General features: G+C 55.2%; 15 protein-coding genes. 10 read left to right on the forward strand and 5 right to left on the reverse strand.

Annotation, left to right across the window (positions count from 1 at the left end; all coding sequences use genetic code 11):
* Positions 1–20 precede the first annotated feature (20 nt).
* From VIJ98_RS01725 to VIJ98_RS01740, 4 genes are all read left to right on the forward strand, one after another.
* The gene (locus tag VIJ98_RS01725; RefSeq protein WP_008109984.1) at positions 21–443 is read left to right on the forward strand and encodes a CidA/LrgA family protein; all 423 of its coding nucleotides are present in this window, start codon (positions 21–23) and stop codon (positions 441–443) included.
* Positions 436–1,131, forward strand: a complete 696-nt coding sequence (locus VIJ98_RS01730) for an LrgB family protein (protein WP_323271964.1) — start codon at positions 436–438, stop codon at positions 1,129–1,131. The genes VIJ98_RS01725 and VIJ98_RS01730 overlap by 8 nt, the downstream gene beginning before the upstream one ends.
* 84 nt (positions 1,132–1,215) lie before the next feature.
* On the forward strand, positions 1,216–1,758 hold the full coding sequence (locus tag VIJ98_RS01735) for a YfaZ family outer membrane protein (RefSeq protein ID WP_008109986.1): 543 nt from the start codon (positions 1,216–1,218) through the stop codon (positions 1,756–1,758).
* Positions 1,759–1,898: 140 nt separating this feature from the next.
* Positions 1,899–2,444 carry a YfaZ family outer membrane protein gene (locus VIJ98_RS01740; protein ID WP_008109987.1) on the forward strand — a complete coding sequence of 182 codons (546 nt, stop codon included), beginning with the start codon at positions 1,899–1,901 and terminating at the stop codon, positions 2,442–2,444.
* 76 nt (positions 2,445–2,520) lie between these two features.
* Here the strand turns inward: VIJ98_RS01740 and actP are convergent, their stop codons facing one another.
* The 3 genes from actP to acs form a co-directional block, all read right to left on the reverse strand.
* On the reverse strand, positions 2,521–4,173 hold the full coding sequence (gene actP / locus VIJ98_RS01745; RefSeq protein ID WP_323271966.1) for a cation/acetate symporter ActP: 1,653 nt from the start codon (positions 4,171–4,173) through the stop codon (positions 2,521–2,523).
* Positions 4,170–4,496, reverse strand: a complete 327-nt coding sequence (locus tag VIJ98_RS01750; RefSeq protein WP_008109989.1) for a DUF485 domain-containing protein — start codon at positions 4,494–4,496, stop codon at positions 4,170–4,172. The genes actP and VIJ98_RS01750 overlap by 4 nt, the downstream gene beginning before the upstream one ends.
* A 146-nt stretch (positions 4,497–4,642) precedes the next feature.
* Positions 4,643–6,598: an acetate--CoA ligase gene (gene acs, locus VIJ98_RS01755; RefSeq protein ID WP_154154692.1), complete on the reverse strand. Its 1,956-nt coding sequence runs from the start codon at positions 6,596–6,598 to the stop codon at positions 4,643–4,645.
* Positions 6,599–7,179: 581 nt separating this feature from the next.
* On the opposite strand from acs, the gene gltP reads away from it, so the two are divergent.
* The 5 genes from gltP (at position 7,180) to VIJ98_RS01780 (ending at position 18,184) form a co-directional block, all read left to right on the forward strand.
* A complete protein-coding gene (gltP, locus tag VIJ98_RS01760) occupies positions 7,180–8,481 on the forward strand; it encodes a glutamate/aspartate:proton symporter GltP (protein WP_061718358.1) in 1,302 nt (433 codons plus the stop codon).
* 217 nt (positions 8,482–8,698) lie between these two features.
* The gene (locus VIJ98_RS01765; protein WP_154154690.1) at positions 8,699–9,103 is read left to right on the forward strand and encodes a type II toxin-antitoxin system HicB family antitoxin; all 405 of its coding nucleotides are present in this window, start codon (positions 8,699–8,701) and stop codon (positions 9,101–9,103) included.
* 139 nt (positions 9,104–9,242) lie between these two features.
* A complete protein-coding gene (gene murQ / locus VIJ98_RS01770) occupies positions 9,243–10,154 on the forward strand; it encodes an N-acetylmuramic acid 6-phosphate etherase (RefSeq protein WP_323271968.1) in 912 nt (303 codons plus the stop codon).
* On the forward strand, positions 10,154–11,584 hold the full coding sequence (gene murP / locus VIJ98_RS01775; protein WP_323275720.1) for a PTS N-acetylmuramic acid transporter subunit IIBC: 1,431 nt from the start codon (positions 10,154–10,156) through the stop codon (positions 11,582–11,584). The genes murQ and murP overlap by 1 nt, the downstream gene beginning before the upstream one ends.
* A 531-nt stretch (positions 11,585–12,115) precedes the next feature.
* Positions 12,116–18,184: an autotransporter outer membrane beta-barrel domain-containing protein gene (locus VIJ98_RS01780; protein WP_323271970.1), complete on the forward strand. Its 6,069-nt coding sequence runs from the start codon at positions 12,116–12,118 to the stop codon at positions 18,182–18,184.
* Positions 18,185–18,409: 225 nt separating this feature from the next.
* On the opposite strand, the gene VIJ98_RS01785 is transcribed toward VIJ98_RS01780, so the two are convergent.
* Positions 18,410–23,260, reverse strand: coding sequence for an Ig-like domain-containing protein (locus VIJ98_RS01785; protein WP_323271972.1), 4,851 nt, complete (start codon positions 23,258–23,260; stop codon positions 18,410–18,412).
* A gap of 428 nt (positions 23,261–23,688) precedes the next feature.
* Between VIJ98_RS01785 and VIJ98_RS01790 the strand changes: the two genes are divergently transcribed.
* A complete protein-coding gene (locus VIJ98_RS01790; protein ID WP_323271974.1) occupies positions 23,689–25,233 on the forward strand; it encodes a methyl-accepting chemotaxis protein in 1,545 nt (514 codons plus the stop codon).
* Here the strand turns inward: VIJ98_RS01790 and VIJ98_RS01795 are convergent.
* On the reverse strand, positions 25,230–26,180 hold the full coding sequence (locus VIJ98_RS01795) for an AraC family transcriptional regulator (protein ID WP_008105638.1): 951 nt from the start codon (positions 26,178–26,180) through the stop codon (positions 25,230–25,232). The two genes, VIJ98_RS01790 and VIJ98_RS01795, sit on opposite strands and share 4 nt — an antisense overlap.
* Positions 26,181–26,279: the final 99 nt, after the last annotated feature.

A 26,279-nucleotide genomic window follows, 5' to 3' on the forward strand; every position in this document is an offset into this window, starting at 1 on the left:
CTTCCTCAGGGTGCAAGGCAATGATGGCATTAAGTCCGCGCAGAACGGATCTCCTGCAACGTACGTTTGTTCCGCTGCAGCTGGTGCTGTATGTCGGTTTGTTTATTTTCAGCGACAGACTGGTGAGCTGGCTGCATCTGCCGCTACCCGCTAATGTGGTTGGCATGGTGCTGCTGCTGGTGTTGATCATGACGCGCATCGTGCCGCTGCGCTGGGTGAAAGCCGGTGCTAACTGGCTGCTGGCGGAAATGCTGCTGTTCTTTATTCCGGCGGTTGTGGCGGTGGTGAACTACAGCGATTTGCTGCGCAGCGAAGGCTGGCGCATCTGCGTGGTGATTGGCGTCAGTACCTTGCTGGTACTGGCGTCGACTTCACTGGTAGTCGATCGTTTATATCGCTTCGAACTGGCGCGCGCCGCCCGCAAGCAGGCCCATCATGAATGACCTGCTGATTAGCCTGCTGTGTCTGGCATTCACGCTGTTAATCTATTACCTCAAAAAGATTCTCTATCGTCGCTGGCGCACGCTGCTGTTGATGCCGCTGGTCTTGACGCCGCTGGTGCTGGTGGCGCTGCTGCTGCTCACTCATGTCAGCTGGAAAAATTACATCGCCGAAAGTCACTGGCTGATTTGGTTGCTCGGTCCGGCAACGCTGGCGTTTGCCGTGCCGGTATATGAAAACCTCGAAATCATCAAGCGTCACTGGTTGTCGCTCAGCGTGGGCGTGCTGACGGCCACGCTGGTGGCGGTATGCAGTTCGGTGTGGCTGGCGCGCTTGCTGACGCTGCCGGAAACCATCCAGCGCAGCCTGGCGGTACGCTCGATCACCACGCCGTTTGCGCTGGCAGCCGCGCAGCCAATTGGTGGCCAGCCGGATCTGGTGGCGCTGTTTGTGGTGATCACCGGCGTGTTCGGCATGGCGGTGGGCGATGTGCTGTTTCTGCGTATCGCCATCAAACAAGGCGTCGCCAAAGGCGCGGGATTTGGTGCGGCATCACACGGCGCAGGTACCGCGCGCGCTTACCAACTCGGCCAGCAGGAAGGCGTGGTGTCCAGCCTGGTGATGATGCTGTCAGGTGTCGTGACGGTGATTCTTGCGCCGCTGCTGAGCCATTTATTATGGGCGTCATGATGCCTTTGTTTTGAGTCATTGCTCATACTGCAACCACATCGCTTTGCTTATTGTTTGCACGCTTAAACTATAAGGAAGCGAGAAATGAAAAGTCAGTATTTTGCAATGGGGCTCCTGTTGGCCTCCGCTGGGGTAAACGCTCAGGAAATCGGCGTAAAGGGTGGTAGTGATTTCTTTGCTGCCGCAATCAATAGCCAAAAAACCGCGCCAGGCCTGCAATACGGTGTGGAATATGTCAAAGCAAAACATCAGTCAGAGTTGCTGGACGCTAATCTGGGCTATGGCGTGGCGGTCGGAGAGCTGCGCGTAGTTCCACGCGTGGGCTTGTTCTGGGCTGAGTTGAACCACGACAAGACCTCCAGCTACGGCGTTAACGCGGGTATCCGCGCGATGGCTCCATTGCCACAAGCGCGCCATACCTGGCTTTACTTCGATTTCAGCATGTCGCCGAATATCGGCAATTATAAGCTGGATCATCTGCATCAATTTGAAGCGGGTGTTTACTATCAACCGGCACACTGGCTCACGTTGAGCTCAGGTTACCGCTATCTCGGCAGTGGTTTGCACGGCCATACAACCCAACATGCGATTGATGGGTTGTTTATGGGCGCAGCCTGGCGTTTCTAGTCTGACGAGTGGCCTTGCGGGGCCACTTTTTCCCCCGCCGTAATCCATTTTTACGTAAAGCTTTCCAAATAATGTTGTCTCTCGTCGCCAGGCTGGTACCCTTGCCGCCGAATTAATTGTCCTTCATGGAGTGGAATCACATGTTAAAGCAACTTGTTACTGGAAGCGTATTGGGTCTGGCACTGCTGAGCAGCGGCGCGCAGGCAATTGAGGGCAGTGTTGACGTGGGTGAGCATAGCACCAACCTGAACCTTGGCCTCGGCACCACTTCACCTGGCCTGTTCCTGAAAGGCAACTGGCTGCGCAGCGATCACGATGGCAGCACTTACGGTGCGGGCCTCGGCTATAACATCGACGTGGGCGATTTCCGCATTGCTCCTACCGCGAAAGCGCTGTTCACCCATCCGGAAGATGGTCGTGATGGCTTCACCGTGGCAGTGGGTGGTGCAGCGCAATACAGCTTCAACAGCATGTGGGGCCTGTACGGCGAATATTACTATGCGCCAGAAGCCTTCTCCGATCGTCTGGATAGCTACCAGGAAGCCTCAGGCGGCCTAAGCTTTACGCCGATTTCACTGCTGAACCTGCGTGTGGGTTATCAGTACATTGAGCTGAACAACAAAGGCAGCCGCAAAGATAACGTACTGGTCGATGGCCCTTACGTTGGCGCGTCACTGCGTTTCTAATGAGGTAACCAGGTGCGCATCAATGCGCACCCTATCCGTAGGGTCGCCATTCATGGCGACCCTTTTAACATCCTCACTAATGCGATTTACCCTGCGAAATCCCAATCCCCGTCTGCGAGCGAATAAACTGCCCACGGAAGCGCGCACGTTCCTGCGCACCGCGTGCTGAATGGTCGGTAATCGAGAACAGCCAGATGCCGATAAACGCCGCCAGCATCGAGAACAGCGCCGGATACTCATACGGATAAATCGGCTTCTCATGCCCCAACACTTGCACCCAAATCGTCGGGCCAAGGATCATCAGCAGCACCGCAGTGATCAGTCCCAGCCAACCGCCCACCATCGCGCCGCGCGTGGTCAGTTTCGACCAGTACATCGACAGCAAAATAATCGGGAAGTTACAGCTGGCAGCAATCGAGAACGCCAGGCCGACCATGAAGGCAATGTTCTGTTTCTCAAACAGAATCCCCAGCGCAATCGCTACCACGCCCAACACCAGCACGGTGATCTTCGAGATGCGCAGTTCATCGCGCTCCGTCGCCTTGCCTTCGCGGATCACGCTGGCATAGAGATCATGTGAAACCGCTGATGCGCCCGCCAGTGTCAAACCTGCCACCACCGCCAGAATGGTGGCGAAGGCCACTGCCGAGATAAAGCCGAGGAACAGGCTGCCGCCGACCGCATTCGCCAGATGCACCGCCGCCATGTTGGTGCCGCCGAGCAGCGCGCCGCTGGCATCTTTGAAGGCTGGATTCGCTCCCACCAGCAAAATCGCGCCGAAGCCGATAATAAAGGTCAGGAAGTAGAAGTAGCCCATAAAGCCGGTGGCCCAGAACACGCTTTTACGCGCTTCACGCGCATCGGCCACGGTGAAGAAGCGCATCAGAATATGCGGCAAACCGGCGGTACCGAACATCAAACCAAGACCTAATGAGAGCGCCGAGATCGGATCTTTCACCAGCCCGCCAGGCTGCATGATCGCCGCGCCTTTCGGGTGCACCGCCATCGCTTCGGTGAACAGCGTATTGAAGCTAAAGCCAACGGCTTTCATCACCATAATCGCCATAAAGCTGGCGCCAAACAGCAGCAGCACCGCTTTAATGATCTGCACCCAGGTGGTCGCCAGCATGCCGCCGAACAGCACGTACAGCACCATCAAAATGCCGACCATCACCACCGCGATATGGTAATCGAGGCCAAACAGCAGCTGGATCAGCTTACCTGCACCAACCATCTGCGCGATCAGATAGAGCGCCACCACCACCAGCGAGCCGCAGGCCGACAGCGTTCGGATCGGTTTCTGCGCGAGGCGATAAGAAGCGACATCGGCAAAGGTATAGCGCCCGAGGTTTCGCAGACGTTCAGCAATCAAAAAGAGGATCATCGGCCAGCCGACGAGGAAGCCGAGCGAGTAGATCAGCCCGTCGTAACCCGAGGTATAAACCAGAGCAGAAATACCGAGGAAAGAGGCGGCGGACATAAAGTCACCTGCGATGGCGAGGCCATTCTGGAAACCGGTGATATTGCCGCCTGCGGTGTAGTAATCGCTGCGTGAGCGGGTACGTTTCGAAGCCCAATAAGTGATGCCGAGCGTCGCGGCGACAAATACCACGAACATGATGATGGCTTCATAGTTGGTGGCTTGCCGTTGTACCGCGCCGGTAATGGCATCGGCGGCAAACACGCTGGCCGGCACGATGGCTAAAAACACCGTAAGCAGGCGCTTCATGATTTCACCTCGCTCAGGATCTGTTTGGTCAGACGATCAAACTCGCCGTTGGCGCGCCACACGTAAACGCCGGTCAGCACGAATGACATCACGATTAAACCGACGCCAATCGGAATGCCGCGCGTGACGTTAGTGCCGGCGTGCAGCGGCGTACCGAGCCAGGCGGGCGCAAAGGCGATCAACAGAATAAAGCCGATGTAGAGCACCAGCATGATCACGCTGAGCAGCAGCGCAAACGCCTGGCGCTTATGCACCAGCTCATGAAAGCGCGGATTATTCTCGACTTGTTGCCAGACTGCTTCCTGTTCAGGGGTTTCGTTCATCACATTTTCTCCAGAGGCAAGGCGGCCAGCATACTCACGATTAAATGATTTAACTGGCTGAATATTCTAGTTTTATAAGTTGTGCGAACTCAGAAATACGTGGCATATAAGGGCGGCCAAATGGTCGCCCCTACAACAGAAGCCGGTTACGGCATGGTGATGGACTGTTTCTCCTCCAGCAATTTCTCTACCACGCCCGGATCGGCCAGCGTAGAGGTATCGCCGAGATTGCTGGTATCGCCCGCAGCGATTTTGCGCAGAATGCGACGCATAATCTTGCCGGAGCGGGTTTTTGGCAGCGAGTCGGTCCAGTGCAGCACATCCGGCGTGGCAATCGGGCCAATCTCTTTACGCACCCAGTTACGCACTTCGGTATACAGCTCTGGCGACGGCTCTTCGCCGTGGTTGAGCGTGATATAAGCGTAGATCGCCTGGCCTTTGATGCTGTGCGGAATGCCCACCACCGCAGCTTCGGCAATCTTCGGATGCGACACCAGCGCCGATTCAATCTCGGCGGTGCCAAGACGGTGACCGGAAACGTTCAGCACGTCATCGACGCGGCCGGTGATCCAGTAATAACCATCTTCATCACGGCGCGCGCCGTCACCGCTGAAGTAGCGATTTTTGAAGGTAGAGAAGTAGGTTTGCTCGAAACGATCGTGATCGCCATACAGCGTACGCGCCTGGCCTGGCCAGGAATCAACGATCACCAGGTTGCCTTCGGTGGCGCCCTCAAGCGGATTGCCTTCGTTATCTACCAGCGCAGGCTGCACGCCGAAGAACGGTTTGGTGGCGGAACCGGCTTTCAGTTCAGTTGCGCCCGGCAGCGGCGTGATCATGAAGCCGCCGGTTTCGGTTTGCCACCAGGTATCGACGATCGGGCAACGGCTGTCGCCAATCTTCTTGTAATACCACTCCCAGGCTTCCGGGTTGATCGGTTCACCCACCGAACCCATGATGCGCAGGCTGCTGCGATCGGTGCCTTCAATCGCTTTATCACCTTCGGCCATCAGCGCGCGAATCGCGGTTGGCGCGGTATACAGCAGCGTGACCTTATGTTTATCCACCACTTCCGCCATGCGACTTGGCTTCGGCCAGTTCGGCACGCCTTCAAACATCAGCGTGGTTGCGCCGCACGCCAGCGGACCGTAAATCAGATAGCTGTGACCGGTGATCCAGCCGACATCAGCCGTGCACCAGTAAACATCATCAGGATGATAATCAAACACATACTTAAAGGTGCTGGCGGCATACACCAGATAACCGCCGGTGGTGTGCAGCACGCCTTTCGGCTTGCCGGTAGAACCGGAGGTATAAAGGATAAACAGCGGATGTTCGGCATCAACGGCGACCGGTTGGTGCTGATCGCTGGCCTTCGCCACTAAATCGTGCCACCACAGATCGCGGCCTTCGCGCCAGCCGGTGTCTTTACCGGTGCGCTTAAACACCACCACATTTTTTACCGTAGTGACGTTCGGATTGTTCAGGGCATCATCGACGTTTTTCTTCAGCGGAATGCTGCGTCCGGCGCGCACGCCTTCATCGGCGGTGATGATCAGTTTGGCGTTGGAATCGACCACGCGTCCGGCGACCGCTTCCGGTGAGAAGCCACCGAAGATTACCGAGTGCACCGCGCCAATGCGCGCACAGGCCAGCATCGCCACGGCGGCTTCGGGCACCATCGGCATATAGATTGCCACCACGTCGCCTTTCTTCACGCCCAGGCTGCCGAGCACATTGGCAAAGCGGCAGACGTCCGCATGCAGTTCGCGGAAAGTAATGGTTTTGCTTTCGCTGGCGTCGTCGCCTTCCCAGATGATGGCGGGATGATCGCCACGCGTGGCCAAATGGCGATCGAGGCAGTTGGCGGCAAGGTTCAGCGTACCGTCTTCATACCAGCGGATTGAAATATTGCCGGGGGCAAAGGAGGTATTTTTCACTTTGCTGTAAGGCTTAATCCAGTCGAGGATTTTGCCTTGCTCACCCCAAAAGGTGTCGGGATCGTCAACCGATTGTTGATACAGTGCCGCATACTGATCGGCATTAATGAGAGCATTCGCTGCAATGGCAGCGGGTACGGGATGCTTGTGTATTTGGCTCATGGCTGACCTCCTTGAAGATGTTAATCATATGTCAATCAATGGTTAATTGAAGAGCGCAGTAGGGCTTTGTTTCTGTTTTGTAGTCTGGATCACGACCTTTTATCACCGCCAAATGCCCCACGAACGCGGAGTGAAAATACCGCGCGTTCAGTCCGATTTTCTGCTTTAAGCCTAAGAGATTTCTGGTTCTTCTGTGCAAATAATCAGCAAACGAGCCGGGCCGCTTTTTGTGCAATATTGCATAGCTATGCTGAAACTTATCGAATTAACACTTTTCATAACAGCGAGTTATGGCTGTTAACCTTTGTCAGCATTTTATGCTACTAACCTGAATAAGATTTGCGCTATCACGCCGGGGGTTGCATTTACCGTAGTGAAAATGGTACTTATCTCGGCCCTGTTCAGCAGGTATCAACTCAGACTGCATCACTCCGCAGGCGCAAAATGCCCGCACAGCTGTAAACGACGTAGTCATAAATAACCCTCTATTTTATCGGGCTTTTGCTCACTTCCCTGTGTGACATTTCTCCTGCACCTTCGCAGCAGAGCAAAGGGGTTTTTAACTGAGGAAATAACGCGTTATGAAAGGTTTTAAGTTCACCCTTGCATGGCAAATCCTCGTCGCGCTGATTTTGGGCGTGATTGTGGGAACCGTGCTGCATAATCAGCCCGACGATCGTGAATGGTTAATCACTAACATTCTGACGCCAGCGGGTGACATCTTTATTCATCTGATCAAGATGATTGTGGTACCGATTGTTATCTCCTCACTGATTGTCGGCATTGCTGGCGTGGGTGATGCGAAAAAGCTCGGACGTATTGGTGTCAAAACCATCATCTATTTTGAAGTGATCACCACCATTGCCATTGTGGTCGGCATCACGCTGGCCAACGTATTCCAACCCGGCAGCGGCATTGATATGTCAACGCTGGCAACGGTGGACATCTCTAAATACGAAGCCACAACCGAAGCCGTTCAGGGCGCACCGCACGGTCTGGTTACCACCATTCTGTCGCTGATCCCGCAGAACATCTTCGCCTCGCTGGTGAAGGGCGACATGCTGCCGATTATCTTCTTCTCGGTGCTGTTTGGTATGGGCTTGTCGGCGCTGCCATCGGAACATCGCGATCCGCTGGTCACGGTATTCCGCTCTATTTCCGAAACCATGTTTAAAGTGACGCACATGATCATGCGTTATGCGCCAGTCGGCGTGTTTGCGTTGATTGCGGTCACCATTGCGAACTTCGGTTTTGCTTCGCTCTATCCGCTCGCCAAGCTGGTGCTGCTGGTGTACGTGGCGATTCTGTTCTTTGCTTTCGTGGTGCTCGGCACGGTGGCGCGCTTCTGTAAGCTGCGCATTACTACGCTAATGCGCATTCTGAAAGACGAGCTGATTCTTGCCTATTCCACTTCCAGCTCAGAAACCGTGCTGCCGCGCATCATGCAGAAGATGGAAGCTTACGGTGCGCCGAAAGCCATCACCAGCTTCGTGGTGCCAACCGGTTACTCGTTCAACCTCGACGGTTCAACGCTGTACCAGAGCATCGCGGCGATCTTTATCGCCCAACTGTATGGCATTGACCTGTCGCTGACCGACGAGATCATTCTGGTGCTGACGCTGATGGTGACGTCGAAAGGCATCGCCGGCGTGCCGGGCGTTTCCTTCGTGGTGCTGCTGGCAACGCTGGGCAGCGTGGGCATTCCGCTGGAAGGTCTGGCGTTTATCGCCGGTGTGGATCGCATCATGGACATGGCGCGCACCGCGCTGAACGTGATCGGTAACGCGCTGGCAGTGCTGGTGATTGCGCGCTGGGAAGACCAGTTCGACACCAAACAAGCCGCCGCCTACGAGCAGCAGCTGCGCACTCAAAGCGCCAGTTAATGTTCCATGTGCGCATAAATGCGCACCCTACGTTGTAGGGTCGCCATTAATGGCGACCGCTACGCACTGAAACCCGCTTCGGCGGGTTTTTTTATGCCTGCTGCAGACAAGTCCTATAACCCTTTGGCTCATATCTTTGCTTATATTCATACCCACTATAACCACCAATACTTTCTAAAAGACGTTTTTAAAAATCATTTTCAAGTGAGGGTTCAGCATGAGATTCCCCGTTTATCTTCATAAGACAGAGAGCAACACCTATTCTGGCTTTGTACCGGATGTTGTTGGATGTTTTTTTGCTGGCGAGACAGTGGATGATGCATTAACTGATGCTTCTGCTGCGATCGATGCGCATGTAGAGTCGTCGACTGATGCGGGTTACGAGGTGCCGGTGGCAACGAGCATTGAAACGCATATTGAGGATGAAAATTGTCAGGGTGGTTATTGGGCCTTTGTCGATATCGATCTCAGCCGCTATGAAGGCAAAGCGGTAAAACTCAACATCACCTTGCCACAGAATCTATTAACTAAAATCGATAGCTATGTCGATCACCATCGTGAATATGGTTCCAGAAGTGGATTTTTGGCCGCGCTGGCGCGCAAAGAGTTAGCAAACGCCTGAACCCTTAAAACACCCGCTTCGGCGGGTTTTTTTATGCCTGCTGCGGCAAAAAGCAAAAAAATCACGCGCAGCAGAGGAATTAACAATTCTGTGTGATATATAGTTTTACGAATAAATTATTCTCTCACCGGAGTGTCCCATGCAGATCGATCTCAGCCAGATGATCACCGAAGGTCGTAATCCCGCCAGTCAGAACATTGATGAGCTGTCTACCGAAGCCATGCTGCGGGTGATTAATGATGAAGACAAAAAAGTGGCGCTGGCGGTGGAAGCCATCGTGCCGCAGATTGGGCAGGTGGTGGATGCCATCACCCATGCCTTTAGCAAAGGCGGTCGCCTGATCTACTGCGGTGCGGGTACGTCGGGTCGCTTGGGGATTCTGGATGCCAGCGAATGTCCGCCGACTTTCGGCACACCGCGCAACCAGGTGGTTGGGCTGATTGCCGGTGGCCACACCGCGATTCTGCAGGCGGTGGAAAACGCCGAAGACAATGTTGAGCAAGGCGCGCAGGATCTGCGAGATATCCAGTTCAACGCTAACGATGTGCTGGTCGGGATTGCCGCCAGCGGCCGCACGCCGTATGTGCTGGGCGCGCTGGCGTATGCGCGTCAGCAGGGCGCATTTACTGCGGCGTTAACCTGCAATCCCAACAGCCCGATGTCGCAGGCTGCGGATGTGGCGTTGACGCCGGTGGTGGGCCCGGAAGTGGTCACCGGTTCTTCGCGCATGAAGGCCGGAACGGCGCAGAAGCTGGTGCTCAATATGCTCACCACCGGCGCGATGATTCGCAGCGGCAAGGTGTACGGCAATCTGATGGTCGATGTGGAAGCCACTAATCAGAAGCTGGTGCAGCGCCAGGTCAACATCGTCAAACAAGCCACCGACTGTGACGATGCCACCGCGCAGCAGGCGCTGGCGGCGTGTAATGGGCATTGTAAAACCGCGATTGTCATGGTGCTGGCGGGATTAACTGCCGCTGAAGCGAAATCGCTGCTGAGTCAGAATCAGGGCTTTATTCGCAACGCTTTACGTGACGCAGGAGCGCAATGATGGCGGCCATTACCGAAGGTCTGGTGCGCGATATTCTGCAGGCAGTGGGCGGCGCCAGTAATGTGGTGCAGTGCGGCAACTGCATGACGCGTCTGCGCCTGACGCTCAACGATGCCACGCAGGTGGATAGCGCCACACTCAAAACGCTGCCGGGCGTGCTGGGTGTGATCGACAGCGATGCTCAGCTGCAGATCGTGCTCGGGCCCGGCAAAGCACAAACCGCAGCGGAGAAAATGCAGTCGCTGCTCAATCAACAACCGCCAGGCGATCTGCAGGCCATCGCCAGCGCGCAAAAGCAGCAGATGAAGGCGAAACAGACCAGCGCGCTGCACCGTTTTCTCTCCTGCTTTGCCACCATCTTTACGCCGCTGATCCCCGGTTTTATCGGTGCCGGTTTATTGCTGGGTTTCGCCACGCTAATTGAACAGATCTTCCACCTCAATCAGCCGGGCGATCATGCACGCTGGCTGCTGGATACCGTGGCGTACATGAAGGTGTTCGGCAAAGGGCTGTTTACCTTCCTGAGTATTTTGATCGGCTACAACGCGCAGAAAGCCTTTGGCGGGACCGGCGTCAACGGCGCCATTATCGCCTCGCTGTTTGTGCTCGGTTATGTGCCTGACGCCAAAGTTGGCTATTACAGCGGGATGCAGGATTTCTTCGGCATGGTGATCGATCCACGCGGCAATATTATAGGCGTGCTGCTGGCGGCGATATTTGGTGCCTGGATTGAGAAACAGCTGCGAAAAATCATTCCCGATAATCTCGATATGATCCTGACATCGTTGCTGACGTTATTAATTACCGGCGCGGTGACTTTCCTGGTCATTATGCCAATCGGCGGTGAACTGTTTAAAGGCATGTCATGGTTGTTTATTCATCTCAATAACAATCCGTTTGGTTGCGCTATTTTGGCCGGACTGTTTTTGATTGCGGTGATGTTTGGCATTCATCAGGGCTTTATTCCGGTCTATTTCGCGCTGATGGAAACCCAGGGCTTTAACTCGCTCTTTCCCATTCTGGCGATGGCTGGCGCGGGGCAGGTTGGTGCCTCGCTGGCGTTATGGTGTAAAGCGGATAAACACTCGCAGCTGCGTAAACAGATCAAAGGCGCGATTGTGCCAGGTTTGCTCGGTGTCGGTGAACCGCTGATTTATGGCGTCACGCTGCCGCGCCTGAAGCCGTTTATTACCGCCTGTTTTGGCGGCGCGCTAGGCGGCTTCTTTATCGGGCTGGTGGCGTGGCTGGGATTGCCAGTGGGAATGAACACCGTGTTTGGCCCTTCCGGTTTAGTCACGCTGCCGCTAATGACATCATCGCAGGGCATCTTTGCCGGAATGGCCGTGTATCTCGCCGGACTGATCGTGGCGTGGATTGGCGGATTCGCCTTTACCTGGTGGGGCGGTACCCGCGATGTGGATTTGAGTTGAGTGAAGTGCGGATATCGACCAGGTCGCCATAAATGGCGACCCTACAAAACCAGCTCCCCGTAGGGTCGCCATTCATGGCGACCTGGTTAAATGTGATTCCGATCACACTTTTAAACTCTCTCGTATCGCTTATCCTGGCACTATCCCGTTAATCCATTAAGTGCCGTTTGTAAGTAAAGTGTCAGTTAAAAATAAAGGATTTATTAAGGAGATAGAAAGCTAGCCCTAAAATTTAAAATGGACTTAATATATTTATAATATCCAACCTGCATCGCAATTAATTCCCCGAAATCACAATAGGTTACTCATTATTGCCTTTTGCACTCAGCAATGAAAACGTCTATACCTAAAGCCAATTAATCTATAACAAAAAATCCATCCCTTTTTTCGCTGCACCGTATTTCTTCACACAGTTGTTCTCAAATTAGATTGCTACACGGGATTGGTATTAACCTGCCGTTTTATCCCCTCGCGATGAATTTAACGCTGTTGCAAAAACAGCGCGGACGCTGCACGCCCACTGGAGGAAGTATGAGGTTTAAATTAAATCCTATCGCATTAGGGATGTTGACGGCGCAATTGCTGATCTATCCAGCTATGCAAAGTCAGGCTGTTACGTTGGGGACTTACACACCAGAAAATAATGACAACCAAATAGGTAAAATTACCGTCAGCAGCGGCAATGAAACCCTCAGCGGCAATCAGGCGTTCACGGCAGGAACAGATGGCGCAGTCACCACCACGCTCGGGCAAGTAGCAATCACCTCGGGATCGCAGTATCTCAATCAGGATCGCCTTGATCCCGGCCCGCAAAACTTTGCTATCACTACGCCCGATGCCGCCACCGGCACCAACAGCACGTTCCAGGTTTACAACTCTGCGAGTCTTGTCGCATTAGCGCCCGTCACCAGCGCCACCAGCGTGCCGGATGTGCAAAACGTCAATAATGGCCAATATATCGATGCGCGCATTGCCGATGTCACCGGCGGCACGCTGGATGTGAATATCGGCCAGGCCAATGCGCTCAGCAGCGCCAGCACCAACAGCTGGACCATGGCAGCCAAGAAGACGCAGCTGTTTGATGTGAGCGGCACCGGCACGGTGAACTGGAACAGCAACAACCGCATCAGCTTCTTCGGAGCAACCGCCACGCCAGACGGCGCAGGATCGGCCACCAGCAGCTATCAGGTGCAAAATCTTGCCACTTATAACGGTGGTTTCAGCGTGCAGACGCTAGATGGCAAAAGCACCAGTTTTACCGTCACTAACGCCAGCCAACTGCAAAGCTACAATAACTGGCTGATCAGCCAGCTGCAGGCAGGCAACCTCGATAAAACCCGCTATCTCACCGAATTCAACAAAGCCGTCACCTTCACCAATGCCAGCATCGTCTACAACGTTAGCGCCACACCGCCAGATGAAGTCACGCAATCCATTGGCAATCGCATTGTGATTAATGCCAGTGGCGCGGGCGCGAAAGTCAATCTGGCGGCGGGTAAAACGCTGGAAGTGGTGGGCGCAACCGGCGGAGCGATTAAAGCCTCCAACGGCGCACAAGCGGTGATTGATGGCAAGCTGGCGAGCCGGGGCAGCATCACCAATAACGGCACGGCGCTGGTGTTAACCGACAACAGCAGCGGGATAAACAATGGCGTGATTAACGGCGGATTCCTTAATCGTCAGGATGGCACCGGCATTGGCTCGACCGGGTACGGTGCCAACGGCGTAGCCGTGCAAACCGGCAGTACCTTCAACAACAACGGCATCCTCAACTTCGCCACCACCGGCAGCAATTCACAGTATGGCGTGGCCGGCATCAATCTTGGTGTGTCATCCACCGCCAATAACAGCGGCAATATCAACATCGGCGTTAACGGTTCGAGTGCGCGCGGCACCGCATCCGGCGTGTTACTGACTGATGCCACATCCAGCTTTACCAATAACGCCAGCGGCAATATCTACATTGGTCGCGGCCCGCAAAACAGCCTGGGTGAGGCGACGGCGGATACCGCGATGAACCAGAGCGGGCTCACCAGCGGTATCGCGCTGGTCGCCAACGGCAACGCGGTAAACGATGGCAGCATTACCATCGGGACGAAAACGCAAAACGCAGCGGGGATGTCGGCGACGGGTGCTAATAACGGCACCATGATCAACAACGGCACCATCAATGTGAACGGCGCGGCTGCCACCATACCGCGCGAAAACGTCGGCATGCTGGTGAACAACAGCGCGGGCAACATCAATAACGCCGGCACCATCAATCTGAATGGCGTGAACGGCACCGGCCTGAAAGTGCTGGCCACCAATGGCAACACCGCCAGCGCCACCTCAACCGGCACCATTAACGTGGCGGGCGGAGCCGATCCGGCCAGCGGCACGCGCAACTATGGCGTGTGGGTGGAAGGGCAAGGAACGGGTACGGCGCAGGCCACCGTCGATGGCCCGATTAACCTTAGCGGCAATGGCGCAATTGGCGTGCATGCGCGCGGAAACTCCACGGTTACGGTGGATCCGGCTGCCGTACCGACCTTTTCTAACGGCACCAATCAGATCGCCTTCTTCGCCTACGGCCCCAATGCGCTGATCAACGTGCTGGGCAATAATCCGTTTGATGTGACGACACAGAACTCGACGCTGTTCCGCGTTGAGCAGGGCGCAGACTTTAATGGCAATGCCTTATCGCTTACTGCGTCGGGCGCCGGATCTACCGCCGTGCTCGGCAGCGGCGCTGGCACAGATGTCAACAGTGGTGCGGCGGTGATCAACGTCAGCGGCAGCGGCGCCAATGGCATCACGGTGGAAGGTGGCGCAAATGGCGTGATTAACGCGGCAACCACCATGAATCTCACCGGCAGCAATGCGATCGGTGCGATTGTTGACGGACAAAAACACGATATCTTCGGCAGAAACAGCGGCTCGCCGGTGACCAGCACCAGCCTCAATTCTGCGGCGTCTTTAAATGCTTCGCAGAGTGGATTGACCGGCTACGTGGCACGCAATCGCGCGCAGCTGACTAACACCGGCGATATCACCTTCACCGGCGCCAATTCCACCGGCATTCGCGTGGAAAGCGGTGCAACCGGCACCAACAGCGGCAATATCAATATCAACGATGGCGGCACCGGCATCGCGGTGAACAGCGGCAGCAGCACCTTTGCCACCACCGCCAACAACACCGGCACCATCAACGTTAACGGCGGCAGCACCACTAATCGCAGTCGCGGCGTCAGCGCCAGTGGGAATCGCGCGGTAGCGAACCTGAATGGTGGCACGTTGAATTTGAACGGCACTGGCGCGATCGGTGCAGAAGCGCTGAACGGCGCACTGGTGAATATCGCCGCCGGTTCAGCGCCGGTATTCAACAACAGCGACCAGATCGCCTATCACGCGGCGGGCAGCGGATCGCGCATCAGCTCCGCCACCAACGCTTTAGACATCAACAGCAGCGGCTCAACCGGCTATCGCATTGATGATGGCGCAGCGCTAAGTTTCACCTCTCCAACAACCATCACCTCCAGCGCCAGTAACAGCACCGGCGCGATCATCTCCGGCAGCGGCAGCAGCCTGAATAGCAGCAATGCCAGCTTCACCGCCAGCGGCCAGGGCAGCACGGCAATCCGCGCAGAAGGCGGCGCGAATGCCACGCTGGATAGCGGCAGCAGCATCAATCTCAGCGGCAGCAACGCGGTCGGCGTGCTGGTGAATAATCTGCGCACTGATCTGAGTAATGCGCTGGATGGCAGCGCGGCGGCCACCAGCGTCACCAGCAACGGCAACGTCAGCGGCGCGGGCAATGGCGCAATTGGCTTTGATGTCACCAACGGCGCAGAGCTGGTCAACAACGGCAATGTGAATCTTACCGGCAGCAACAATATTGGTATCCGTTCGCGCGCTGGCAGTACGCTGACCAACAACGGCGTGGTCAACGTGGCCAACGGCACCGGGCTGGATGTCTCCGGCAGCGGCAGCACGCTGGCGAAAGGCGGCACCATTAATGTCGATAACGGCACGGCGGGCGTGCGCATTAGCGATGGCGCGCAACTGGCTTTAACCGGCAGCGACACGGTGATCACCACGCGCGGCAACGCGCACGGCATCTTGCTGGATAGCGGCGCGACCGCACTCAGCGCCAGCGACGCCACGGTGAACGTGCTCGGCAGCGGCAACGGCATCGAAAACCGCGCCGAGTTGAGCAACGTCGGCCTGAGCAATCTCACCATCAATGTCGGCGACGGCAACGGTATCCGCACCGCCGTACCGTTCGATCCGGCTTCAACCGTGACCACCAACGTGAACGGCAGCGGTACCGGCTTGAATATCGCCAACGCCGATGGCTCCACCACCAGCGGCGATCTGACGTTGGGTTCGGGCTATCAATTTAATGTTACCGGCGCGGGCGGCACCGGTATTCGCGCCAATACCACGGGCAATGTCACCACCGCCGCCAATGTGAATATCGGTAATGCGGCGGGCGGATCGGCGCTGGTCTCCAGCACCGCAGGCACCATCGTCAATACCGGCAACTTCACTTCCAACAGCCTGACGGCGCCGGTGGTGGATTTGCGCGGTGGCAAAACCATTTTCGAGAACCTCGGCAACATCATCACCGCCAATCCACAAACCGTGGCGGTGGCGGGCAGCAACGCCGATGACGAAATCCTGCTGACGGAAGGCGCAGTGCAGGGCGATATCAACCCAGGCGGCGGATCGGATCTGTTCCGCTGGACGGGCGGTACGCTCAACGGCAGCCTGACGATGGGCAATGACAACAACAACACCGCTGAAGTGAGCAATGTCGATCTCGGCACCACGTACCATCTCTCCAGCGGCACCGGCACCGGTAACACCTTAACCTTCAACCAGATCGATTCACGCGGTGGCAGCTTCAGCGCTGACGATCTCAGCAAAGGGGTCAACCTCGGCAGCGGCTGGAGCACCATCAACTTCGCTAACACTAAATGGACGCTAACCGATAACCTGCAGCTGGCGCACAGCACCATCAATGTTGATGCGGGATCAACGCTGTTCGCCGGCGATAACGTGCATCCAACGCTGTCGGGTGGAACGGCGGATTCGCTGGTGGTGAACAACGCCGGTACGCTGGATCTCACCAACGGCGCGGGGTCGCCGGGCAATACGCTGGATATCGCGGGCTCGCTGGCATCGAGCGGCGGCCAGCTCAATCTGGTCACCAATCTGAATGAGGGCGGTGCGCTGAGCAACCAGTTCACCGACCATCTCAACGTCACCGGCAATGCCAGCGGTACCACGCTGGTTAACGTGAAACTTGCCGATGCCAGCACCGGCGCACTCACCGATCTCAATCAAAATGGTGGCGTGGAGGGCAACGAAGGGATCTCGCTGGCGCAGGTCGGCGGTAATGCCAGCGCTAACAGCTTCGCGCTGAAAGATGGCTATCTCGGCGCCGGGCCGTGGCAATATCGCCTCTACACTTTTGCGCCGGGCAGCAGCGATCCTAATCAGCGCTTAGTCAGCGGTAGCGGCAATAACTATTGGGATTACCGTCTGGCGAACTACTACGTGTGTGAAGATAGCAACAGCTGCCAGCCGACCTTCGTCACCGATGCCTTTGGTACGCCGCAAAGCTACGATTCGCGTCCGGCGGTGGTACCGCAGGTACCTTCCTATGTTTCCGCGCCGGTTGGTCTCGCCTATTACACCACCGCGATTATCGACGATCTGCATAAACGCCTCGGCGAACTGCGCCACGAGCAGACGCGTCCGGAAGGCAACGGCGGCGAGATGTTCCTGCGCTACATCGGCTCGAACCTGAAGTACAAGAGTGATAAGAGTTTCCGCGACTTTGGCTATGACTTTGACCTCGATTACAGCGCGGTGCAGGTGGGCGGCAATCTGCTGCGTCTCGACGGCGAGCAAGATAGCCTGCGCGGCGGTTTAGCCTATACGCGCGGTAATACGCGTATTCGTCCACATGCGGCCGACGGCTACAGCAGCACCACCTTCGACAGCGACAGCCTGGCGTTTTACGGCACCTGGCAGCGTCAAAGCGGTTTCTATCTGGATGGTGTGCTGTCGTTTGACTGGCATCGCGGCGAAACCGATATTGCGCGCACGCAAGAGGTGGCGAAGCTGAAAGGTAATGGCTGGACGGCATCGCTGGAGAGCGGCTATCCGTTTGAGTTGGGCGATGGCTACAAACTGGAGCCGCAAGCGCAGCTGATGTACATGAAGCTGAATATGGACGACTTCACCGATAAAGATGGCAACAAGGTGCGTTACGGCGACTATAACCAAACCATTGGTCGTTTGGGCGCGCGGCTCGATCGTACGTGGGCCGACGACAGCAATCGCCAATACACGCCTTATCTGCGTGCTAACTACTACAAAGGTTGGGGCGGCACGGCGGATACATCAGTGTCTTCGGTGGATAATCCGGCGTTTGGCGCCACCTTCAGCAGCGGGAAGTTTGGTCAAATGTGGGAGCTGGGCGCAGGCGGTACAGCGACCTTGCAGAAGGATGTGTCGCTGTATGCTGAGGCGGATTATCGCAAAGAGATCGAAGGCAACGGTGCCAAAGGCTGGCGCTATAACGTTGGCGTTAGGTGGCAGTTCTGATTCCAGGTGCGCATAAATGCGCACCCTACGAAAACCGAACTCTGCCTTCGTAGGGGCGCCATTTATGGCGACCGCCAAAATTCCAGGTGCGCATAAATGCGCACCCTACGAAAACCGAACTCTGCCTTTGTAGGGGTGCCATTTATGGCGACCGCCAAATGACAGGCATAAAAAAACGGATGGCGCGAACCATCCGTTTTGCCCTAACTCATGGCATTTTAGGCGTTAGATTGCCTGATACTGCTCATCTTGCAATGCAATCGGTGCAACGGTGCTGGTGGCAATACCTGAAGTGGTGACAACAGACAGGTCGGCCTGAGTCAGATTCAGGTTAACCTGCTGTGCTTCCGCTTCAACGTTGTTACCCAGCAGAGTTTCTTCCGCATCGCTCAGCAACTCTGCGCCTGAAATATCGAACAGGCTGAACATCTCACTCTTCGTTTCAGCGACCGGACGCTCGCCAATGTGGAAGACGAATGGCTCGGTTTCCACGCCGTTAACTTTGGCAAATACGCTGTATTGGCCATCATCAAAGCGAGTATCCACTTCGATATACCACTTACCGCTGGCAGCAACACCGGTGAAGCCCAGAGAACGGCCATCCGTTGTCAGCAGTTCCACGACTGCTTCCGGCTCACCTGAACCGTAAATCACTACGCGATGATCCTGAATCGCTTCGCCATCGGAAGGCTGGCGAGTGTCGAAATCGAAGAATCGACCAGAAACAGCATCAATACTCGCGGCATCCGCTTCGACAGTGAACTTGCGAGCCAGCAAGCTATCCTGGTTTTCATTTTGGACAGAAATGCTGTGATCGCCATTAGCCAGCTTCAGTGAGTAAGACCAGGTGCCATCTTGCTCGGTGCGCACGCTGCCAACCAACTCGCCGTTATCGTAGATTTCCAGCACGATATTCTGACCCGCAATGCCACGCAGCAGCGGCGTTGAATCTTTTGTCACCGCACCGTATGCAATCAGGGCTTCACCCGCGTTATCGTCGTAAACGTTGAAGTTGATGCCGATATTTTCAGGTTCAACCAGGCTGAAGATCAGCGTGCCGCCTTTGTTGCCCGCAACATCGGTGGCAATCACTTCGTGTCCGCCAGCCGCTAATGGTTCAGTGGTCTGGAAGCTCCAGCGACCGTACTCATTGGCAATAACGCTGCCTGCAACTTTGCCATCGATGGTGATGGTGACCAGCGTGCCGGCAACCGCTATGCCATTTAATACTGGCGTGTTGTCATAGATTGTGGCGTTGTAGCCAAAGTTATCTATACCATTGAAGTCGCTGATGCCACCCAGCACCCACGGAGTAACGACCTGTGCTGCCACAACATTAAAGGAGAATGCTTCGCTGGTATCATTAGCATTTGCACCAATAGTGATGGCATGCGCACCTAAGGGGAGATCTGATGCGGGTTTAAATGCCCATGTACCAAAGCTGTTTGCCAAAGTAGAACCGATTTCGATACCGTTATCATAGATACGGACCAGCGTATTAGCAGGTGCATTACCTACCAGGTTTGGTCGGTTGTCATCTGTAATACCGTTCGCTTTGACGATGCCTGTTCCGAAGAATTGATCCATTACCTGAGTAATATTGAACGGATTCTCAGGCTCAACGGGTACTTCAGGCTCAACGGGTACTTCAGGCTCAACGGGTACTTCAGGCTCAACGGGCACTTCAGGCTCAACGGGTACTTCAGGCTCAACTGGCACTTCTGGCTCAACCGGTACTTCTGGCTCTGGCTTAGTGATCACAAAGTCGAATTGCGCACTAGCGTTGTCGTTGCCAACTTTCGCCACGATGCTGTGAGTGCCAACAGACAGTGGATCGGTTACGTTGAAAATCCAGCTGCCATCACGAACGCTGGTGACCACGGAACCAATCTCTTTGTCACCTTCGTATAGACGAATCAACACACCTTTAGGGCCGTATCCTGTGATCAGTGGCGTGGTATCCGCCGTTTCACGATCGCCGGTCTCTTCACCTGAGTTGCTGCCTACGAAGCTGATATCAACCGGAACTTTTACAACAATATTCCAGGCTTCAGTTTCTGTACCGTTGCTGCTTTTCACCACAAAGCTGTGGTTGCCGTTGACCAGATACGCTGGGTTAACCGGAGTGAATTCCCAGAAACCGGTGGATGAAACGCGACGCTCGCCGATTTTGATACCATTGTCGAAAATTTGTACCAGACTATTTGGCTCTGCGGTACCTGACAGTTTCGGTGTGTCGTCATCGGTGGTGCCATTTTTCTCAACATAGCCGCCCTTGCCAACGTTATCGAGGATGTACTCGATCTCTGGTGTTTGTGGCTTGGTGGCTTCTGGCGCAGAAATGGTGATAACGAACGGCGCACTGGCGGTGCCTTCGGCGGTTTTGAACACCAGATTGTAGCTCCCCAGCGGCAGCTCCGGCGTCAGAGTCCAGCTGCCCCACGCATCGGTCACGGTTGAGCCCAGAACCTCGTCGCCGTTGTACAAACGAATAACAACGTTAGCGCCTGCACGGCCAAAGAAGCGTGGCGTAGTATCGATTGATGTTGCACCTGAACCAATCAGTTGGTTGTAGCCAGCTGAGTTATCAAATGCACCCGACACTTCAATTGGTTCTGCTGCTGCAGAAACAATGGTCACCGGGAATGGTTTGGTGGCAGAGCCTTCGCCCGCTTTGAACACCAGATTGTAGCTACCTGAAGTCAGCGTTGGTGTCAGGCTCCAGCTGCCGTAAGCGTCAGACTTGGTTGAGCCAATTTCTTGCTCGCCGTTATACAGGCGAATCACCACGTTAGCACCGGCTTTGCCATAGAAGTAAGGCGTGGTGTCTTTGATGGTGGCGCCTGGCGCCAGGTTGCGGTTATAGCCGTTTGAGTCTTCTAACGCGGCATAAATTTCAATCGGCTGTGAGTCGGCAGAGGTGATGTTCAGCGCGAATGCTTTGCTCACTGAACCTTCACCGGCTTTGAACACCAGATTGTAGCTACCTGCTGGCAATGTTGGTGTCAGGCTCCAGTTACCGTAAGCATCTGAGTAAGTTGAACCCAGCTCTTTCTCGCCGTCGAACAGGCGGATCAGTACATTTGCACCGGCTTTACCGTTGAAGCGTGGTGTGGTGTCTAGCGTGCTGTCGCCAGACTTAAGCGGCTTGTAGTAGTAGCGATCGCTATCGTCATAGACATTGGAGATTTCAATTGGCTGCGAATCGGCAGAAACGATGTTCAGCGCAAACGGTTTGCTGTCTGAACCTTCACCGGCCTTGAACACCAGGTTGTAGCTGCCTGCCGGCAGAGTAGGGTTCAGATACCAGTAGCCGCTTGCCGAGGAAAGGGTAGAGCCAATTTCCTGATCGCCGTTAAACAGGCGAACGATGACGTTAGCACCGGCTTTGCCGCTGAAGCGTGGCGTGGTGTCCTGGGTGGAGTCACCAGATTTGAGATAGGTTTCGCTATACCGATTAAGGTCATCAACAACACTGAAAATTTCAATTGGCTGCGAATCGGCAGAAACGATGTTCAGCGCGAACGGTTTGCTCTCTGAACCTTCGCCGGCCTTGAACACCAGGTTGTAGCTGCCTGCCGGCAGAGTAGGGTTCAGATACCAGAAGCCGCTTGCCGAGGAAAGGGTAGACCCAATTTCCTGATCGCCGTTAAACAGGCGAACGATGACGTTAGCACCGGCTTTGCCGCTGAAGCGTGGCGTGGTGTCCTGGGTGGAGTCACCAGATTTGAGATAGGTTTCGCTATACCGATTAAGGTCATCAACAACACTGAAAATTTCAATTGGCTGCGAATCGGCAGAAACGATGTTCAGCGCGAACGGTTTGCTCTCTGAACCTTCACCGGCCTTGAACACCAGGTTGTAGCTACCTGCCGGCAGAGTAGGGTTCAGATACCAGAAGCCGCTTGCCGAGGAAAGGGTAGAGCCAATTTCCTGATCGCCATTAAACAGGCGAACGATAACATTCGCACCGGCTTTGCCGCTGAAACGTGGCGTAGTGTCCTGCGTGGTGTCCCCGGATTTAAGATAGATTTCACCGTAACGATTAATGTCATCAACGACGGTATAAATTTCGATTGGCTGCGAATCGGCAGAAACGATGTTCAGCGCGAACGGCTTGCTCTCTGACCCTTCACCGGCCTTGAATACCAGGTTGTAGCTGCCTGCAGGCAGAGTAGGGTTCAGATACCAGAAGCCGCTTGCCGAGGAAAGGGTAGACCCAATTTCCTGATCGCCATTAAACAGGCGAACGATGACGTTGCCACCGGCTTTGCCGCTGAAACGTGGCGTGGTGTCCTGCGTAGTGTCCCCGGATTTAAGATAGATTTCACCGTAACGATTGATGTCATCAACAACGGTATAAATTTCTATCTGCTGAGCGTCAGGCGTCACAACGTTCAGGATATAAGGCTCGCTTGACGTTTTACCCGATACAAAGGTCAGGCTATGCGCACCGCCGTCCAGCTTGGCAGTAAAGCTCCACTGGCCATTACCATTAGCTTGCACCGAGCCGATTTCCTTCTCACCATCAAAGATTTTGACGACGGAGTTTGGCGTGGCACTGCCGGTGAAACGTGGCGTGGTGTCATTGGTGGTGCTACCAGACTGCAGATATTGGGCATAGCCCGCACTGTCATCAATGGCTTGTGCCACCAGAACAGGCTGTTCAGGCTGAGTAGCTACTGAAACATCATAGCTGGCTGAAACGGGGTTGCCCGCGCCCGCAACCTGCACGGTGAATTGGTGTTCGCCTGAGGTAAACGCATCAGACGACCAAACCCACTTACCGGTTGGCGTGGCATTGATACGTGCAATCTCAACGCCGTTATCAAAAATGATAATTTGCTTGTTCGCTGTAGCACGACCTTCGAAAATCAACACGCCTTTTTCCGCATCGCCGCCAGATTCAATCGGGGTCAGTTTGTTATTCTGTGGGGTGCGGATGGTATCTATGATTGCTTCGTTATACTTGATAGGCACAATCGGTGGTAATTGCGCCGCAGCGGTTGCGATGGAAGCAGTATTGGCGCTGGTTTGCGCTGTACGTGTTGCGTTTTGGTTTTTAGTGGTGCTCATATTTACAGTCCTATTGTCATACTGCGCTCATGGAAAAAACTGATGCAGTATTTAGAACTTCATGTAATAAAATGACGAGAAATGTCCCAATAAAGCTTAAGCGTTCTGTTAAAACTGCTTTTTTGTTTTTTATTTATAAAATTCAACGAATTATGTTTTATTTATTTTTTAAATTATTTGTTATATCTCTGCCTCTTAACGTCCCCGCATCGCCAGCATCCTTTTCGCGGCAAAACTGGAATCTAAATTACTCTAAATAAATTTTTATCGGTTATCATTCCCGCGGATTTTGTGAGCCATTCCTTATTGCCATGCACGGCAAGACAAAAAACAGCCCGCCACGCTAAAGCCCAGCACATGCGCTGCCGAAAAGATAAAAAAGCATAATCGATTTTTTCTTTTCGCCTGCGTTTTGCAAGGACACACACATGCGTAACAACCAGCCTGTCACTCAGCGTGAATTCAGTTTCGACGATAACGCCACGCTGATGTCGACAACCGACTTAAATAGCTTCATTACCTACGCCAACGACGCCTTTATTGAAGTTAGCGGATTCAGCCCGGAAGAGGTGAATGGCCAGCCACATAACATGGTGCGCCATCCAGATATGCCGCCGGAAGCCTTTGCCGATATGTGGACGACGCTCAAACAGGGCGAACCGTGGACGGCGCTGGTGAAAAACCGTCGTAAGAATGGCGATCACTATTGGGTGCGCGCCAACGCCATTCCGGTGGTGCGTGAGGGCAAGGTGCAGGGCTTTATGTCGGTGCGCACCAAACCGTCAGCGCAAGAGATACGTCAGACCGAAGCGCTGTACCGCGATTTCCGTGAAGGCCGCGCCAAAGGGCGTCGCTTCCATAAAGGATTAATTGTCGGCACCGGCTGGCGTGCTCTTAGCTCAATCCTGAAAACGCTGCCGCTGCGCTGGCGTATTCGCTCTACCTTATTAACGCTGTTGCCGCTCTCAGTGCTGGGCGTTTGGCTACTTGGGTTGGCTCCGTTGGCGATAGGCTGCTTCGCCGGCGGCATGGCGGGCCTCTTGCTGCTGGCAAGCCTGTGGCTGGAGCAGCAAATTTCACGTCCAATGGAACGCATGTGCCGTCAGGCATTAAGCGTGGCGACCGGCGCTAGCCATAAAGTGGAACAGATCGATCGCGTCGATGAGATTGGCGTCACGTTGCGCGCCATCGGCCAGCTCGGCCTGATGTTCCGCTGGCTGGTGGATGATGTTAGCGGTCAGGCAATTAACGTGCTCAGCGCCAGCGATGCTATTGCGCGCAGCAATGACGAACTGAGCCGCCGCACCGAACAAGCTGCCGCCAACGTGCAGCAAACCGCTGCCACCATGAATGAAATGACCGCCACGGTGAAGAGCAACACCGATACCGCCAAAGAGGTGAATGGCCTGTCGGAAAACACCAGTCACGCGGCGATCAAAGGCGGCAAGGTGATGCAGGAGATGGTGGGAATGATGGCGGAGATCGCCGACAGCTCGAAACGTATCGCCAATATCACCAGCGTGATTGACGGCATTGCATTCCAGACCAACATTCTGGCGCTGAATGCGGCGGTGGAAGCGGCGCGCGCCGGTGAGCAGGGCAAAGGATTTGCGGTGGTGGCCGGTGAAGTGCGCAGCCTCGCACAGCGCAGCGCCAAAGCCGCCAGCGAAATCAAAAACCTGGTTGAAACCAGCGCCAGTCGCGTGCAGTCGGGCAGCGATCACGCTGATGCGGCCGGACATACCATGCAGGAGATTGTCGATCAGGTGCAGAATGTCACCGCATTGATCGCGCAGATCAGCGGCGCAACTGCTGAGCAGGCCATCGCGCTAACGCAGGTCAGCACCGCTGTGGAAGATCTCGACGATATCACCCATCAAAACGCCGCACGCGTGGCGGAAAGCGCTGAAGCGTCGGGGCGCATGAAGCATCAGGCCAATCGTCTGGTGGAAGCGATCAGCGTGTTTCGTTAACGCATTTCACGTTCGGCGCGCAGTGCGCCAGGCGGCGTGCCAACAATGCGTTTGAATGCGCGGCTAAACGCAGCCAGCGAACCGTAACCGAGGTGGAAAGCGACACTTTCCACCGCTTCGCCTTCATGAACGATACGTTCCACCGCCAGGCGCATACGCAGCTCGGTAAGATAGCGCAGCGGCGTCATGCCAGTTGCGCTCTGGAAGCGGGCGGCAAACACCGAGCGCGAGCTGCCAGATTCCCGCGCCAGCCGTTCCACCGTCCAGTTTTCGCCAGGTTCACGATGCATCGCCGCCATCGCCAGGCTAAGACGCGGATCGCGTAGCGCCTGCACCAATCCGCTGCCTTTGCCGCAGCCATTCTCCACCCAGCCACGCACAATCTGCGCCGCCACCACATCCGCCAGCCGCGACAGAATCCCGGCGAAACCGGCTTTGCGCTGCCGCGTTTCGCGCTCCATCGCATCGAGAATCGGCTGGATTTCCGGGTACTGTGCCAGCAGCGTACTCACCAGCATCACATCCGGCATGGTATGCACCAGCGGTTGCATGCCGCCGAGTTCAAACGCCATGCAGGCGCTAAACAGAATCACATCGCTGTCATCCGGGCATACGTCTACGCCGTCGCCGATGGCGCAGACGCTGTCGCAAATCGGGCGGCTGTTAAAAGTCGAAATGGGTTCACAGATTGCCTCTTCGCTGGAGATCAACGCATGCGGCTTACCGTGCGGGATCAGCAGCGCATCGCCCGCCTGCAGCGGATAGATCACGCCCGATGCCGAGCGGATCAGTAACGATCCGCGCCCAACAAAGTGCAGCTGCGCCTTGCCTGGCGCGTCCTCATATTGCAGGCCAAAGGGTGCATGCAGCGCGATACGCTGATATTTGACGCCGTACAGGCGCATGCCCATTAGCAGTTCACTGGTCAGATCTTCATAGCGGCTCATACGAATCCAGACGAATAATCAAAAAACAAAGTTTCTGCATCATAGATCGTCTGATGATCAGTCACTATGCTTAACGCTAAATATTTTGTGATGGGGATC

The organism is Pantoea sp. S18 (assembly GCF_045689705.1).
In the GTDB taxonomy this organism is placed as follows: Bacteria; Pseudomonadota; Gammaproteobacteria; order Enterobacterales; family Enterobacteriaceae; genus Pantoea; species Pantoea symbiotica.